The following is a 15,150-nucleotide window of genomic DNA, read 5'->3' on the forward strand; positions in this document are numbered from 1 at the left end:
CACCGCCTCGGTCGCCGGCGTCGATGGTGGTCGCCGCGCGTCCCGGAGACGGGGTACGCGTTCCATTGTAACTGCGTACCGGCCGGGGGGACGCACCTCACGCCGCCCCGCGCGTCCGGGTGGCTCCGCACGTGGTCGGATGGGGTGGTGAGCCCGCACGAGAGCAGCGATCCCGCCACCCTGCGCGCCGTCGCCGAGCAGGTCGCGGCCGAGGCCGCGGAGCACCTGCGCGGCCTGCCCGCACCGCACGACGACGGCGTCACGACGAAGTCCTCGCCGACCGACGTCGTCACCGCCTCCGACGCGTCGGTGGAGCGCTTCGTGCGGGACCGGCTCGCGCAGCTGCGCCCCGGCGAGCCGGTGTACGGGGAGGAGGGCGCGGGCGACGCCGCCGCCGCCCGCTGGGTGGTCGACCCGATCGACGGCACCGTGAACTACCTCTACGGGCTGCCCTGGTACGGGATCTCGATCGCCGCCGTCCTCGACGGGGAGGGCGTCGCCGGTGCCGTGTCCGAGCCCGCCTCCGGACGGCTCTGGTCGGCCGGGCGCGGTCTCGGCGCGACCCTCGACGGGCGCCCCCTGCGCGCCGCGGCGACGACCGAGCTGGGCCAGTCCCTGGTCGGCACCGGGTTCGCCTACCGCGCCGAGCGGCGCACCCGCCAGGCCCGGATGGTCGCGGCGATGCTCCCCGAGGTCCGCGACGTGCGCCGGGCCGGCGCGGCGTCGCTGGACCTGTGCGCGGTCGCGGCCGGCTGGCTCGACGGCTACCTCGAGCACGGCTGCAACTGGTGGGACTGGGCGGCCGGTGCGCTGATCGCGACCGAGGCCGGTGCCGTCGTGCACGTCGCGGGCAGCCCCGGTGTCCGCGGTCCCGTCGACGACGACGCCCTCGGTGCCGACGTCACCCTCGCCGCCGCGCCCGGGGTCGCCGCCGACCTGGCCGCGCTGGCCCGCCGCAGCGGCGCCGACACCGTCTGAGCGGTCCGGACCCCCCGCCCGGACGGTCGCGGCTCAGCAGACCGCGGCGCGGGCCTGGGCCAGCAGGCCCGGGTCCGCCCGGGGACCGCCCTCGGTCCCCGGCGCGGACAGCTGGTCCAGCACGTCGCGGGCCGCGCGGCCCGGTGCGACGTCGGTGAACGCCGACCCGACGACGACGTCGACCACCGCGCCCTGCCGGTCGTCGCGGATCAGCTCGACGCACGGCAGCGCGAGCGCCAGCGTCGACGCGGACGCCGCACCGTCCGGGCCGAACCGCAGCTGTCCGATGCAGTCCAGGTCACCGTCGGGGAACACGGTGTCGTTGCCCGGCGTACCGGCCTCGCCGAACTGCAGGTCCTTCAGCTCGGCCGACACCAGGTTGGCCTGGCCGCGCTGCCCGCCGGCGTTGCGGACCTGGAACCGGACGTCGTCCGGCGCGGTCGGGGCGGCCGACTCCAGCTCCGTGCGGTCGACCTTCGAGCCCGCCAGGGTCCCCGACGACGGCGCCGGGCAGTTCGTCGACGCCGAGCCGTCCGAGGCGGTGCCCAGCACGACCGCCCACGTGGCCACGGCCAGCACGGCCAGCAGCGCGGTGGTGACCAGGATGGGGCGGGTCCGGCGCCGCTCGTAGGGACGGTCGCCGCGGGTACGGGTGGGAAGCATCAGAACGACCCTCCGTCCAGGACGTGGTGCCCCAGCGCGACGAGCGGGCCGACCGACCCGTCGAGGCCCTCGGCCATCTCCTCGGGTACCGACCCGGCCCGGACCCGGGCCAGGATCCCGGCGAGCACGACGGCCAGCTTGAACGCGCCGAACCCGACGTACCAGGGCAGCGGACCGGCGTCGAGGCCGGTCCGCGCGGTGTAGCCCGCGACGAGCTCGCGCCGCGTCGGGAAGCCGGGCAGGCCCGTCGGGCCCGGCAGCGGCTGGGCCGCGGACCAGACGGCGTCGTCGCCGTCCTGCTTCCAGTAGACGAGCAGCAGCCCGAGGTCGGCCAGCGGGTCGCCGAGGGTGGACATCTCCCAGTCCAGCACCGCGCGGATGCGGCCGGGGTCCTCGGCGTCGAACACGCAGTTGTCGAGCCGGTAGTCACCGTGCACGACGGTGTGCCGCTGCGCGGCGGGGACGTCGGCGGCCAGCCGCTCGGACAGCCGGGTGAGCTCGGACTCCTCGTCGGCGTCGACGGGGACCGGGTCGTCGCCGTCGCGGGCGGCGGCCCACTGCTTGCCCCAGCGCCGGATCTGGCGCTCCATGAAGCCGTCCGGGCGACCGAAGTCACCCAGCCCCGCCGCGGCCGGGTCGACGGCGTGCAGCGCGGCCAGCACGTCCACCAGCGCGTCGCCCGCGGCGCGGCGCTGCGCCTCGGTGGACGCCCAGCCCTCGGGCAGGTCGTCCAGCGGCACGACGCCGTCGACGAGCTCCATCACGAAGCAGGGGGCGCCGAGCACGTCGCCGTCGTCGGCGGCCAGCACCGCGGGGACGGGCACGGCGCTCGGCCCGAGAGCGGAGATCACGCGCTGCTCGCGGCCCATGTCGTGGGCGGTCGCGGCGACCTCGCCGACCGGCGGACGACGCAGCACGACGGCGCCGGCGGGGGAGGAGACCCGATAGGTCAGGTTGGACCGCCCGGCGCCGATCGAGGTGAGCTGCGCCTCGCGCCACCGTTCGTCGCCGAGGGCCGTGGACAGCCACGCGCCGACGGTGGCGGGGTCGGCACCGGGCGTGGGCGTGCGGGCGCTCGTCGTCACACCGGGCGACACTAGTGCGCCCGGCGGCGCCCGCGCCCGGGCGACACCCGGCGTGATCGGGGGACTCGCTGCGACGCCCGCCGGACGCTGGGCTACCCTCCCCGCCGCCGGTGCCGGACCGGCCGCGACAGGACGCACGGCGGACGAGCCACCCGGACCACCGGGGCAGGTGAGACCGGCGTCACTCCGGGAGCCGGGCACAAACCCGCTTCCCGCGACGTTCCTCAGCGGCACGCGACGACCAACCGATGCGAAGTACCGCTGTTCGAGGGCCGAATCGAGCAGCACGGACGTAAGGCAAGGGTGAGACCTGATGGCGACCGACTACGACGCCCCACGTCGCAATGAGGCCGACGAGATGGCCGAGGACTCGCTCGACGAGCTCAAGCAGCGCCGCAACGAGGCGCAGTCCGCGGTCGTCGACGTCGAGGAGACCGACACCGCGGAGAGCTACGAGCTCCCGGGCGCGGACCTGTCGGGCGAGGAGCTGACGGTGAACGTCCTGCCGAAGCAGGCGGACGAGTTCACCTGTGCGAGCTGCTTCCTGGTGCACCACCGGAGCCGTCTCGCCAGCACCTCGGGCGGGCAGTTCCTCTGCCGCGACTGCGCGGCCTGACCGGGCCCGCACTGCGGGACCACGACGACGGGCCCCGGCGGACTCCGCCGGGGCCCGTCGTGCGTCCGCGGGGTCAGCTCTGCTGCGGGTGCGGCGCCTGCGCGGCGATCGCCGCCCGCAGCGCGTCGGGACGGCGCGTGCTGAGCACCCAGTAGGGCTCGTCGCGGCCGGTCGCCTGGACCCGCACCAGCGGCCCCACCCACGCCCGGTGCAGCACGTAGGCCTGCGGGTCGAGGTCGGGGCCCATCGCCTGCTGCTTGTCGGCGCGCGCGACGGTGTCGGTGACCCCGGCCGCGGACAGCGGCAGCTCCCGGCCGTTCGAGATCAGCACGCCGTCGCGGACGGTGGTGCGGCTGCGGCCCATCCACCACAGGACGCCGACGCACAGCGGCACCATGACCAGATAGCCCAGCCACGCCCGCAGGCCGGGATAGCCCATGTGGATCTGCGCGCCCATCAGGACACCGAGCCCGACGGCGAGCAGGTACCACCACACCGGGACGGACAACCGCTCGTCGAACGCAGCAGGGCCAGCCGTCGCAGAGTCGGTCTCCGGAACCCGTTCGCTCACGGGGCCCAGGGTAGCGTCGCCCGCCGTGCCCGGTTCCGTGCCCGCTCCCCCGGACCAGCCGCCGGCAGCAGCGTCCGTCGACGTCCTGCTGACGCGGCTCGACCCCGACGTCCCCCACCCCGCGTACGCGCGGCCCGGGGACGCCGGGGCCGACCTCGTGACGACCACCGACGTGGTCCTCCAGCCCGGGCGCCGGGCGCTCGTCGGGACCGGGGTGGCGATCGCGCTGCCCGAGGGCTACGCCGGGTTCGTGCACCCGCGGTCCGGCCTCGCGGCCCGCTGCGGGCTGTCGATCGTCAACGCACCCGGCACCGTGGACGCCGGGTACCGCGGCGAGATCACGGTGTGCCTGGTCAACACCGACCCGGACACGCCGGTGGAGCTGCACCGGGGGGACCGCATCGCGCAGCTGGTGGTGCAGCGGGTCGAGACGGCCCGGTTCGTGGAGGTCACCGCGCTGCCCACGTCGGCACGCGGCGCCGCCGGTCACGGCTCGACCGGCGGGAACGCCGCGCTCGTCGCCGGGGGAGGGGACCAGTAGATGCCGGGACGCGCACGCGGTCGGATGTTCGACATCCGTCCCGAGGACGGGGTCGAGGACACCGGGACGGGTGCCTATCCGGGCTATCCCGGCTACGGCGACTCCGACATCGACGACTTCGACGACTACGCCGACCACTACGCCGAGCAGGACGCCCGTCGCGGGGCGCCGCCGGTGAACGGCGCGGCCCCGCGCAACGGCTCCGGACCCGGTGCGCCGAACGGCAGGCCGCCCGCGCCGGGGCGCAACGGCTCCGTGCCCCCCGCCGGCCCCCGCCCGGCACCGGCGAACGGCCGCCCGGCCGGCCCGCGGACCGGTGCCGTCCCCGCCCCCGACGGCCCCGCCGCGGCGACGACGGCGGTGCGCGCGGTCGGCCGCGACACCACCGGCCGTCCCCCGGCCACCGGCGCCTCCGGGCGCCTGCCCGACCCCGCACCCGCCGCGCACGACGACCGGGTCGCCCCCGACGGCCGCTGGGACGACGAGGAGCCGCCGCTGCTGTCGCACCGGGTCGAGGACGACGAGCTCGCCTACGCCCGCGACCGCACCCCGCAGGGCTTCGACGGCGGCGACCCCGACGACCCGTCCTGGGGCCGGCGCCCCTCCGCGCCGCCGTCCGACGACCTCGACGACGAGTACGACGACGACTACGACGACGAGGACGAGTACGACGAGGACGAGTACGGCGTCGGCGACGCCCCGCTCTCGGTCCCGCCGCCCGGCAGCGGCGGCCGCCCGCTGGGCCCGGCCGACGTCGAGGAGCTCGACCCGTCGATGACCGACGCGCTCGCCCGCGTCGACCTCGGTGCCCTGCAGGTCCCGGTGCCCTACGGCGCCGAGCTGAAGCTGGAGCCCGCGGGTGCCGAGCGCCCCCAGGCCGTGCACCTGCTGCTGGCCGAGGGCCGGATCGCGGTGAGCGCGCTGGCCGCGCCACGGTCGTCCGGTCTGTGGGCGGACCTGTCCGCGGAGATCGAGCAGTCCCTGCGCAAGGGCGGCGCCCGGGTGCGCAACGCCCGCGGCGACTGGGGCCGCGAGCTCCATGCCCGTACCGAGAACGCCGCCTCGGTGTTCGTCGGCTGCGACGGCCCGCGCTGGATGGTCTACGGCGTGGCGACGGCGTCGCTGGAGACCGTCGAGGCCCTCGACGTCGAGCTCCGCCGCGTGCTGCGGGGGATCATCGTCGTCCGCGGGAAGTCGCCGTACCCGCCGCGGACGGTCCTGCCGCTGGAGCTGCCCGAGCACCTGCGCGAGCAGCAGCCCGAGGTCGCGCCCCAGAAGCCCAGCATCACCGTCTCCGTCCCGGCCCCCACCGGCGCGACGGGCGCGACCCCGGTGCCGTCGGGCAGCACCGGCGCGACCCCGGTGCCGTCCGGCCCGGCGACCGGCGCCCGCCCGGTGCCTGCCGCCGCCTCCGCGGAACCGGCGACGCCGGTGGAGCCCGCCCGCCCGGCCGGTCCGCGCCGCACCGCGCCCGCCGCCCCCGCGGCCCGGGCCACGCAGCCCCCCGCGGGGCCGGTGGGCCCCCGCCCGTCGGTCGAGGACGCCGACCCGCGCACCCGCGCGCTGCCGCAGGTCCGCCGCCCCGCCGCGGCGGCTCCGGCCGAGCAGCCCGCGGAGCGCACGGAGCTCACCCCCGCCGTCCGCGCCGACGAGTCGCCCGCCGAGCGCACCGCGCTGACCGGCGGCCCGCTGGTCACCCCCGGGTCCGAGGCGCGGCCCGGCCGCCGTCGCGGACGTCCGGCCCGGCCCGACCGGACCGGCTCGAACCGGCTCGGCGGCGCCCCGGCCGGTGCCGCACCGGCCGGGAGCGTCCCCGGCAGCGCGACCCCGACCGGCGCGATCCCGACGACGGGTGGCGTCGCCCCCGCGGCCGGCCCGGTCCGGCCCGGGGCCGACACCGGTGCGCGCCCGCTGCCCGGCCGTGAGCCGATCCACGCCCCGGCGCCGCTGCACGCACCGGACCCGGCGCCGTCCGCGGCCGTCCCGGTCCGGGCGGCCGAGCCCGAGCCGGTGGAGCCTCCGGCCCGCCGGGACCCGGCGGTGACCGCGCTGTCGGTCGCCGACCTGCTCGCGGGTGCCGAGGACGACCGGTCCGCGACCCCGCTCACCGGTTTCGGCCGGGGCGCGTCGGCCGGCGACATCCTGGACACCGGCACCCCCGTGCCGGCCTCCGTCCTCGACGACGGCCCCTCCCTGTCCGGCACCGCCCTCGACGGCCGTTCGGCTCTCGACCCCGGCACGGCTCCCGGTGGCGGCCCGGCCCTCGGCGGCGGTGCCGGCACCGGGACCGGCCTCGGGACCGGTGACGCCGCGGACGGACGGGAGACCCGCGGCAGCGCGACCACCGCCGGCGGTGCCGCGGGCACGGCCGCACCGGGCACCGGTGGGGCGGGCCGTCGCTCCCGGCGTGACCGCGCCGCCGACGCCACCCGTGTCGACGCCGCGGACCTGCTCGCCGGGCGCACCCGGGACACCCCGGCCGCCACCCCCGAACCGGCGGCGCAGCCCACCGGGGCCATCGAGGACATCCCGCTGTCGGACGTGCCGCTGATGGAGGCCACGCTCGACCGGCTCCCGGCCCCGCCGGAGCCCGCCGCACCCGCGCCCACCCGTCGTCGGCGGGGCACCCGCCCCACCGCGGACGCGCCCGGCCACACGGCACCCGCCGACCCCACCCCGGACGACGACGGCTGGCTGTCCGCCGAGATCGCCGCCAGCCGCCGCTCCGGCCGGCACGGAGCGGGGGCGGGCACCTCGGTGGCCGACCTGCTCGCCGCCGTCGCCCTCGACGCCCCCGCGGGCGGCGGACGACGCCGCGAACCCGACGCCGCCCCCGACGCCGGGAGCGGCACCGCGGGTCCCACGCCCGCCGGCCCCGTGTCGGCGAGCCCCGTGTCGGCGAGCCCCGTGTCGGCGAGCCCCGTGTCGCCGAGCTCCGCGTCGCCGCGCCCGTCCGGCCGGGGAACGGACGACCCGGCGAGACCGGGCCGGCCGGAGTCGGGCCCGGCCGAGCCGGGCACGAACGGTCGGGCCGAGCCCGGCACGGACGGCAGGGCCGAGCCGGGTCCGGGCGGGGACGACCTGTTCCGGGCCGCGGGCGACGCGGGCCGACCCTGGCACGGAGGCTGTCCCACCTCGGCCGACGAGGCACGCAGCGCCCTGCAGGACCTGCTCCGCAGCGCGTCGGCCGACCGCGGACCCGACGCCGACGGGCGGGGGGCCGACCGCAGCAACGGGCACGGCGGCGTCACCGGTCTGGCCGACTACCGGGCCAGCCGGGCCGCCGCCGGACGGGCCGCGGCCCGCGCCGCCGAGGACCCCGCGGACGCGGACCCGGCCCGCACCGGCCCCGCGGACGACGAGACCGACGACGTCCCCGACGCGCTCGACGCCGGCCGTGCCGCGGGCGGGTCCGGGCTCACCGGCCAGTGGTCGTCCGGTCGGCGCGCGGGCGGCACCGGTCCCCGCGACCTCGGACGGCACCGCCGGGACTGAGCCGGAGCGCGGTGGGCGCGGGTGTCCGGTACGCCCGGCCCGCGCCCGCCCGCCGACCACCGGGCGCGGCCCGGGAACCGGTCGGCGGGGCGGTGACCGGGAGGTCAGGGCCGCCACGGGCACAAACCGGAGCGTCCGCGCGTTACGCTCTCGGCGCCACCACGACACCCTGTCGGGTCGCCACGCGAGTGCGGGTCACCGGAGGGTCCGGTGACCCCGGGCCGGTACCGGATGCGGGCCGAGGAGAGACATGGGCAGCACGGATGGCGGGGCGTTCCGCCGGATGCTCCGCAAACTCACCAGCGACGTCGACGAACTCGACGCGCGCGATCTCGCCGAGGACGTCGAGGAGACCGGGGCACGCCCGGCCCGCGACTGCGCCTGCGGCGAGGAGGTCACGATGCTCGGCCGGATCCGCAGCGTCGACCTCTGTCCGCAGAGTGCCGACGCCACGCTGAAGGCCGAGCTGTTCGACGGCACCGACGGCGTCACCCTGGTCTGGATGGGCCGGCGCAGCATTCCCGGCATCGAGGCCGGGCGCACCATGCGGGTCCGCGGCCGGATCTCGGTCCGCGACGGTCGCAAGGTGCTCTACAACCCGTACTACGAGATCTGCCAGGCGCAGTGACCCGCGGGACCCTCGCGGTCTGCTCCTGAGCCGACGGATCGGACCGGCTTGAACGACCACCACGACGCCCCGACCACCCGGATCCCGCGTGTCCCCGACGTGGACCCGCAGGACCGGACCGCGCCCCTCGGCCGGCCGGTGACGGCACCGGCGCACGCCGCCGGGCCCGAGCCGGACCGGACCGGGCCCGCGGCGGCACCGGCGACGGACGCCGGCGGCCGGGCTCCGACCCCCACCCTGCTCGAGCAGATGGGCGGGGTCACCGGGATCGTCGCCTCGACGATCCCGGTCGTGGTGTTCGTCGTCGCCAACGTCCTCGGCGACCTGCGGACCGCGCTGTACGCCGCGCTCGGCGCCGGGGTGCTGGTGCTCCTGTGGCGCCTGGTCCGGCGCGACCCGGTGATGCCGGCCATCTCCGGCCTGCTCGGCGTCGGGGTGTGCGCGCTCGTCGCGAGCCGGACCGGCGAGGCCCGCGGCTTCTACCTGCCCGGTCTGCTCTACAGCGGCGCCCTCGGGATCGTCGCGCTGGTCTCGATCGTCGCCCGCTGGCCGCTGGCCGGGGTGATCTGGCACGGCATCAACGGACACGGCACGGAGTGGCGCCGGGACCCCCACCTGGTCCGCGCCTACGGCTGGGCCACCGCGGTGTGGGCGACGACCTTCCTCGCGAAGGTCGTCGTGCAGGGCGGGCTGTACCTGGCCGACTCCGAGACCTGGCTGGGCGTCGCGCGGCTCGCGATGGGCTACCCGCTCACCGGGGTCGCGATCCTGGCCACGATCCTCATCGTGCGCCGCGCCGAACGCGCCCGCACCGCGACCGCCTGACCCGCACCGGCGCGCGAGGTCCGCGCGCCGGTCCCCGGCGGGGTCACATGAGGGCGGCGCGGATGTCCTCCTCGACCGCCGTCGTCGCCACGAACAGCAGCTCGTCGCCGCCCTCCAGGGCGTCGTCGGGCTGGGGCACGATCACCCGGCCGCCGCGCAGGATCGTCACCAGCGCCGAGTCCGTCGGCAGCTCCAGCACCCGCACCGGCCGTCCGGCCAGCGGGGTGTCCTCGGGCAGCGTCACCTCGACGAGGTTCGCCTGCCCCTGGCGCAGCGTCAGCAGCCGCACCAGGTCACCCACGGCGACGGCCTCCTCGACCAGCGCCGCCAGCAGCCGCGGCGTCGACACCGCGACGTCGACGCCCCAGTTCTCGCCGAACAGCCACTCGTTGCGCGGGTCGTTCACCCGGGCCACCACCCGGCGGACCCCGAACTCGGTCTTCGCCAGCAGCGAGACCACCAGGTTGACCTTGTCGTCGCCGGTCGCGGCGATCACGACGTCGCAACCCTCGATGCCGGCGTCCTCCAGCGAGGACAGCTCGCAGGCGTCGGCGTGCACCCACTCGGCCTCGGGGACGGCGTTCGGGTCGATGTGGGTCAGCTCGCGCTCGATCAGCATGACCCGGTGGTCGGACTCGACCAGCTCCAGCGCGATGGACCGCCCGACGGCGCCCGCCCCCGCGATCGCGACCCGCATCAGTCCTCCTCGGGCGGCGCCGCGGCGGCCGCCGTCACGTCGCTGACCGTGCCCGAGACCGCCGCCACGTAGACGGTGTCCTCGTGCTGCACGGTGGTGTCCTTGGTCGGCAGCACGCCGGTGCCGAACCGCACGATGAACGCGACCCGCGAGCTCGTCGCCCGCTCCAGGTCGCGGATCGGGCGCCCCACCCAGTCCCCGTGCAGCGGCAGCGGCAGGACGGCCACGGTGCCGGTGGGCTCGCGCCAGGCGGTGGCGACGCCGTCGGGCAGCAGCATGCGCAGCAGCCGGTCGGTCGTCCACGGGACCGTCGCGACCGTCGGGATGCCCAGGCGCTCGTACACCGCGGCGCGCTTGGCGTCGTAGATCCGGGCGACGACCTTGCCGACGCCGTAGCTCTCGCGCGCCACCCGGGCGGCGATGATGTTGGAGTTGTCCCCGGAGGAGACGGCGGCGAACGCGTCGGCCGACTCCAGCCCGGCCTCGTCGAGGACGCTGCGGTGGAAGCCGAAACCGACGACCTGGCGCCCGCGGAAGTCCGGGCCGAGCCTGCGGAAGGCCTGCGGGTCGCGGTCGATCACCGCGACCTCGTGGCCGAGCCGCTCCAGGCCCGAGGCCAGGGACGCGCCGACGCGGCCACATCCCATGATCACGACGTGCATGGCGTCAGGGGTCCTTCCGCCGGGTGGGGAGCCCGGGATGTACGATTCGTTCCTTCTGTACGCACGGCGACGCGGACGCCGACGACGCGGAGTGAACGCTATCGCGAAGCGCAACGGAGCGGGGGCATAGGCTGCGCCCCGTGTCCAAGCTCGCCGTCGCTCTCAAGCGGCTCGTGGTCGGACGACCGCAGCGCAGCGACCGCCTGACCAGCACCCTGCTCCCGAAGCGGATCGCCCTCCCGGTGTTCGCCTCCGACGCCATGTCGTCGGTCGCCTACGCCCCCGAGGAGATCTTCCTGACCCTGTCGGTCGCCGGTGTCGCCTCCTACGCGATGTCGCCGTGGATCGGTCTCGCCGTCGTCGTCGTCCTGCTGACGGTCGTCGCCAGCTACCGGCAGAACGTCCACGCCTATCCCTCCGGCGGGGGTGACTACGAGGTCGCGACGGTGAACCTCGGCAAGAACGCCGGGCTGACCGTCGCCAGCGCCCTGCTCGTCGACTACACCCTCACCGTCGCGGTCTCGATCTCCGCGGCCGCGGCCAACATCGGCGCGCTGGTGCCCTTCGTCGCCGAGCACAAGGTGCTGTTCGCCGTCTCGGCGATCGCCGTGCTCACCGCGGTCAACCTGCGCGGCATCCGCGAGTCCGGCGCGGCCTTCGCGGTCCCGGTCTACGCCTTCGTCATCGGCGTCGCGACGATGATCATCTGGGGCCTGACCCGGGTGCTGATCCTCGGCGACTCCGTGCGGGCGGAGAGCGCCGACCTGCACCTGGTCGCCGAGGGCGACGCGTTCACCGGGCTGGCGCTCGTGCTGCTCGTGCTGCGCAGCTTCACCCAGGGCGCCGCCGCGCTGACCGGTGTCGAGGCGATCTCGAACGGCGTGCCCGCCTTCCGCAAGCCGAAGTCGAGGAACGCGGCCACCACGCTGCTGCTGCTCGGCGTGATGTCGGTGTCGCTGTTCATGGGGCTGATCGCCCTGGCCCAGCTCACCCACGTCCAGATCGCCGAGGACCCGGCGCGCCAGTTCCCCGACGCGCCGCCCGGCTACGAGCAGCACACCATGATCGCCCAGCTCGCCGACGCCGTGTTCGACAACTTCCCGCCGGGCTACTTCTTCGTCATCGTCATGACGGCACTGATCCTGGTCCTCGCCGCGAACACCGCGTTCAACGGCTTCCCGGTGCTGGGCTCGATCCTGTCCCAGGACCGCTACCTGCCCCGTCAGCTGCACACCCGCGGCGACCGGCTCGCGTTCTCCAACGGCATCGTCGCGCTCGCGCTGTTCGCGATCCTGCTGGTCGTGGGGTTCCAGGCCGAGGTCACCCGGCTCATCCCGCTCTACACCGTCGGCGTGTTCGTGTCGTTCACGCTGTCCCAGGCCGGGATGGTCCGGCACTGGAACCGGGAGCTCGCGCTGGACCCCTCGGCGTCCGAACGCCGCCGGATGCGCCGCGCCCAGTCGATCAACGGGTTCGGTGCCTGCATGACCGGCGTCGTACTGGTCACGGTGCTCGTCACGAAGTTCGCCCTCGGCGCCTGGATCGCGATCGTCGCGATGGGCGGGTTCTTCGTGCTGATGCGGATGATCCAGCTCCACTACGACCGGGTCGCCGCCGCGCTGGTCGCCGACGAGTCCGACGACGTCCTGCCCTCGCGCAACCACGCCGTCGTCCTGGTCTCGACGCTGCACAAGCCGACCCTGCGGGCGCTGGCCTACGCCCGCGCGACCCGCCCGGACATCCTCGAGGCGGTCACGGTCAACGTCGACGACTCCGAGACCAAGAAGCTCGTCGAGCAGTGGCACAAGCGGAACCTGCCGGTCCCGCTGAAGGTCGTCGAGTCGCCCTACCGGGAGATCACCCGGCCCGTGCTGGACTACGTCAAGCGCATCCGCAGCGACTCCCCGCGCAACGTCGTCACCGTCTACATCCCGGAGTACGTCGTCGGGCACTGGTGGGAGCAGGTGCTGCACAACCAGAGCGCGCTGCGGCTCAAGTCGAGGCTGCTGTTCCAGCCGGGGGTGATGGTGACCAGCGTGCCGTGGCAGCTGCCGTCGTCGTCGCGCACACGGGCGCTGTCGCCGCTGCAGGCGCCGGGGGCGTCCCGGCGCGGCTACCCGGGCATGGAGCAGCTGCCCGGCGAACGCCGCGACGGCGCGGGCGTCGGGACGGGTGGCGGCACCCCGTCCGCACCCCGGGTGACGAGGAAGGAGAACCGGTGAACGCCGACACGGCGACCGACTGGACCGACCGCATGCTGGAGCTGCGGGTCGGCCCCGTCGCGCACGGCGGCCACTGCGTGGCCCGCGACGGAGACGGTGGCCGGGTCGTGTTCGTCCGGCACGCACTGCCCGGCGAGCTGGTCCGTGCGGTGGTCACCGACGACCCGGGCGGGGCGTTCTGCCGCGCCGACGCCGTCGCCGTGCTGGAGGCGTCCCCGGACCGGGTCGAGCCCGCCTGCCCGTGGGCCGGTCCCGGGGGCTGCGGCGGCTGCGACTTCCAGCACACCGACCACGCCACCCAGCGCGCCCTGAAGACGACGGTCCTGCGCGAGCAGCTGGAGCGCCTCGGCGCCGGCGCCGCGGTCGTCGCCACCGCCGACCTCGCCGCCGTCGAGGTCGAGGAGCTCCCCGGCGGTCCGCTCGGCTGGCGCACCCGGGTGCGGCTGGCCGTCGACGACGACGGCGTCCCCGGCCTGCGCGCCCACCGCAGCCACGACGTGTGCGAGATCGGCGACTGCCCGCTCGTCCCGGCCGGCGCGCTGCCGCCGGTGCTGGAGCGCCGCTTCCGGCCCGACTCCGAGCTCGACGTCACCGTCGTCGGCGACGGCGCCGCCCGGGTCGGCTCCGGCGCGACCGTGCACGCCGCGGACCGCACCTGGGAGCTGTCGGCCGGCACGTTCTGGCAGGTCCACCCGGCGCTGCCGGACACCCTCGCGTCCGTCGTGCGCGACTGGGCCGACGCCCCCACCGGCGGCGTCGCCTGGGACCTCTACGGCGGCGTCGGGCTGCTCGGCTCGGTCCTCGCCGGCCAGGTGGGGGAGTCGGGGACCGTGCTGGTCGTCGAGTCCGCCGCGTCCGCGGTCGCCGACGGTGCCTCCGCGCTCGCCGACCTGCCGCAGGTCCAGTTCGTCCGCGGCCGCGCCGAGCGTGAGATCGGCCGGCTCGGCCCCGACCCCGACGTCGTGGTCACCGATCCGCCGCGCGCCGGGCTCGGGAAGGCCGCGGTGCGCGACCTCGCCGCCCGCGCCCCGCAGCGGATCGTGCACATCGCCTGCGACCCGGCCGCGCTGGCCCGGGACCTGTCGCTGTTCGCCGCCGCCGGGTACCGCACCGCCGCGCTGCGGGCGTTCGACGCGTTCCCGATGACCCACCACATGGAGGCGGCCGCCCTGCTGGAGCGGATCCCGCGGTGACCACCGTCGTCCAGCTGTCGGACCTGCACCTCGGCCGCCCGGACACCGACGGCCGGGCCGCCCGCGCCGTCGCGGGGGTCCGTGCGCTGGACCCGGCGCCGGACGTCGTGCTCGTCACCGGCGACCTCGCCGACGACGGCGCCCCCGAGTCCTACGCCTCCGCCGCACTGCTGCTCGACGGCCTCGGTGCGCTGCACGTGCCCGGCAACCACGACGACCGCGCCGCGATGGCCGACGCCGTCGGACCGGTGGGCGACCGGCTGCACCGCACCGGCGGGACCACCGTCGCGCTGCTCGACACCCTCGTCCCCGGGGCGCCGCACGGTGCGCTGTCCGACGCCGCGGTCGCCCTGCTCGCCGAGGCCGTCCGGGACCCCGCGCCGCTGCTGGTCGCCCTGCACCACCCGCCGGTCGCGGTCGGGCACCCGGTCCTCGACGGGATGCGGCTGCTCGAGGCCGGTGTGTTCGAGGCCCTGCTCGCCGCGCGCAGCGACCCGACGCTGGTGGTGTGCGGGCACGTCCACACCCCGCTGGCGACGACGTTCGCCGGGCACCCGCTCGTCGTCGCCCCGTCGGTGGCGCCCGCCCTGCGCTGGCCGGACGTGCCCGGGACCGGGGGGAGCGACCCCGTCCCGGCGCCGGGTGGGGTGCTGCACGTGCTCGGCGACGGGCCGCCGCGCAGCCGGTTCCTGAGCTGGCCGGTGTGAGGCGGGTCGGCTGCCGCGGGTTGCCCGGAACCCGCTAGGATCGGTTCACCACAGAATGCAGTGAATTGCTTTCGCCCTCGTATTCCAACTGGCAGAGAAAGCGGTCTCAAACACCGTACAGTGTGGGTTCGAATCCCACCGGGGGCACCATTCGCCGTTCCGGCCGACGTGTCGGCCCACGGCTCCGGGCACCCGCGTCCCGGGGTGCCTTCGCCGTCTGGCCTGCATGTTCCTCCGGGTGGACGTGGTGGGCACACCCCCCGGTCC

At 76.4% G+C, this 15,150-nt stretch carries 14 protein-coding genes and 1 tRNA gene; 10 read left to right on the top strand and 5 right to left on the bottom strand.

Annotated elements, in window-relative coordinates:
- Window positions 1–147 precede the first annotated feature (147 nt).
- Window positions 148–978: an inositol monophosphatase family protein gene (locus ND486_RS22080; RefSeq protein ID WP_251786408.1), complete on the top strand. Its 831-nt coding sequence runs from the start codon at window positions 148–150 to the stop codon at window positions 976–978.
- 33 nt (window positions 979–1,011) lie between these two features.
- Here ND486_RS22080 and cei read toward each other — a convergent pair whose 3' ends face one another.
- On the bottom strand, window positions 1,012–1,641 hold the full coding sequence (gene cei, locus ND486_RS22085) for an envelope integrity protein Cei (protein ID WP_224402768.1): 630 nt from the start codon (window positions 1,639–1,641) through the stop codon (window positions 1,012–1,014).
- Window positions 1,641–2,726: a phosphotransferase family protein gene (locus ND486_RS22090; protein WP_251786409.1), complete on the bottom strand. Its 1,086-nt coding sequence runs from the start codon at window positions 2,724–2,726 to the stop codon at window positions 1,641–1,643. The genes cei and ND486_RS22090 overlap by 1 nt, the downstream gene beginning before the upstream one ends.
- Before the next feature lie 313 nt (window positions 2,727–3,039).
- Here ND486_RS22090 and ND486_RS22095 point away from each other — a divergent pair, with 313 nt between their 5' ends.
- Window positions 3,040–3,342: a DUF4193 domain-containing protein gene (locus ND486_RS22095; RefSeq protein ID WP_010223990.1), complete on the top strand. Its 303-nt coding sequence runs from the start codon at window positions 3,040–3,042 to the stop codon at window positions 3,340–3,342.
- 73 nt (window positions 3,343–3,415) lie between these two features.
- Here ND486_RS22095 and ND486_RS22100 read toward each other — a convergent pair whose 3' ends face one another.
- The gene (locus tag ND486_RS22100; RefSeq protein WP_073576993.1) at window positions 3,416–3,913 is read right to left on the bottom strand and encodes a DUF3093 domain-containing protein; all 498 of its coding nucleotides are present in this window, start codon (window positions 3,911–3,913) and stop codon (window positions 3,416–3,418) included.
- Window positions 3,914–3,938: 25 nt separating this feature from the next.
- Here ND486_RS22100 and dut point away from each other — a divergent pair, with 25 nt between their 5' ends.
- From dut to ND486_RS22120, 4 genes are all read left to right on the top strand, one after another.
- Window positions 3,939–4,454, top strand: coding sequence for a dUTP diphosphatase (gene dut, locus ND486_RS22105; RefSeq protein ID WP_251786410.1), 516 nt, complete (start codon window positions 3,939–3,941; stop codon window positions 4,452–4,454).
- Window positions 4,455–4,478: 24 nt separating this feature from the next.
- Window positions 4,479–7,949: a DUF3710 domain-containing protein gene (locus tag ND486_RS22110; protein ID WP_251786411.1), complete on the top strand. Its 3,471-nt coding sequence runs from the start codon at window positions 4,479–4,481 to the stop codon at window positions 7,947–7,949.
- A gap of 250 nt (window positions 7,950–8,199) precedes the next feature.
- Window positions 8,200–8,577, top strand: coding sequence for an OB-fold nucleic acid binding domain-containing protein (locus ND486_RS22115; RefSeq protein WP_020622832.1), 378 nt, complete (start codon window positions 8,200–8,202; stop codon window positions 8,575–8,577).
- Window positions 8,578–8,625: 48 nt separating this feature from the next.
- The gene (locus ND486_RS22120) at window positions 8,626–9,402 is read left to right on the top strand and encodes a DUF3159 domain-containing protein (RefSeq protein WP_251786412.1); all 777 of its coding nucleotides are present in this window, start codon (window positions 8,626–8,628) and stop codon (window positions 9,400–9,402) included.
- 43 nt (window positions 9,403–9,445) lie between these two features.
- Here ND486_RS22120 and ND486_RS22125 read toward each other — a convergent pair whose 3' ends face one another.
- Together ND486_RS22125 and ND486_RS22130 are read right to left on the bottom strand one after the other, a co-directional pair.
- Window positions 9,446–10,099 (bottom strand): TrkA family potassium uptake protein, encoded by a 654-nt coding sequence (locus ND486_RS22125; protein WP_073576990.1) that lies wholly within the window; start codon window positions 10,097–10,099, stop codon window positions 9,446–9,448.
- The gene (locus ND486_RS22130) at window positions 10,099–10,761 is read right to left on the bottom strand and encodes a TrkA family potassium uptake protein (protein ID WP_062402712.1); all 663 of its coding nucleotides are present in this window, start codon (window positions 10,759–10,761) and stop codon (window positions 10,099–10,101) included. Before ND486_RS22130 ends, ND486_RS22125 begins: the two co-directional genes overlap by 1 nt.
- A gap of 140 nt (window positions 10,762–10,901) precedes the next feature.
- On the opposite strand from ND486_RS22130, the gene ND486_RS22135 reads away from it, so the two are divergent.
- The 4 genes from ND486_RS22135 to ND486_RS22150 all read left to right on the top strand — a co-directional run bounded on the left by ND486_RS22135 (window position 10,902) and on the right by ND486_RS22150 (window position 15,033).
- Window positions 10,902–12,983, top strand: coding sequence for an APC family permease (locus tag ND486_RS22135; RefSeq protein WP_251786413.1), 2,082 nt, complete (start codon window positions 10,902–10,904; stop codon window positions 12,981–12,983).
- Between the two features lie 32 nt (window positions 12,984–13,015).
- Complete coding sequence (locus tag ND486_RS22140) at window positions 13,016–14,176, top strand: class I SAM-dependent RNA methyltransferase (protein ID WP_251786471.1); 1,161 nt, start codon at window positions 13,016–13,018, stop codon at window positions 14,174–14,176.
- Window positions 14,173–14,883 carry a metallophosphoesterase gene (locus tag ND486_RS22145; protein ID WP_251786414.1) on the top strand — a complete coding sequence of 237 codons (711 nt, stop codon included), beginning with the start codon at window positions 14,173–14,175 and terminating at the stop codon, window positions 14,881–14,883. Before ND486_RS22140 ends, ND486_RS22145 begins: the two co-directional genes overlap by 4 nt.
- A 73-nt stretch (window positions 14,884–14,956) precedes the next feature.
- Window positions 14,957–15,033: transfer RNA gene (locus ND486_RS22150), tRNA-Leu, on the top strand.
- Window positions 15,034–15,150: the final 117 nt, after the last annotated feature.

The sequence above is a fragment of the Pseudonocardia sp. DR1-2 genome (assembly GCF_023717215.1).
Taxonomy (GTDB): Bacteria; Actinomycetota; Actinomycetes; order Mycobacteriales; family Pseudonocardiaceae; genus Pseudonocardia; species Pseudonocardia alni.

Excerpts from the sequence above, each read along its gene's own strand:
- ND486_RS22140 (WP_251786471.1), top strand. The coding sequence starts at position 13,016 with ATGCTGGAGCTGCGGGTCGGCCCCGTCGCGCACGGCGGCCACTGCGTG.
- ND486_RS22095 (WP_010223990.1), top strand. The coding sequence starts at position 3,040 with ATGGCGACCGACTACGACGCCCCACGTCGCAATGAGGCCGACGAGATG.
- ND486_RS22110 (WP_251786411.1), top strand. The coding sequence starts at position 4,479 with ATGTTCGACATCCGTCCCGAGGACGGGGTCGAGGACACCGGGACGGGT.
- ND486_RS22125 (WP_073576990.1), bottom strand. The coding sequence starts at position 10,099 with ATGCGGGTCGCGATCGCGGGGGCGGGCGCCGTCGGGCGGTCCATCGCG.
- cei (WP_224402768.1), bottom strand. The coding sequence starts at position 1,641 with ATGCTTCCCACCCGTACCCGCGGCGACCGTCCCTACGAGCGGCGCCGG.
- ND486_RS22115 (WP_020622832.1), top strand. The coding sequence starts at position 8,200 with ATGGGCAGCACGGATGGCGGGGCGTTCCGCCGGATGCTCCGCAAACTC.
- ND486_RS22130 (WP_062402712.1), bottom strand. The coding sequence starts at position 10,761 with ATGCACGTCGTGATCATGGGATGTGGCCGCGTCGGCGCGTCCCTGGCC.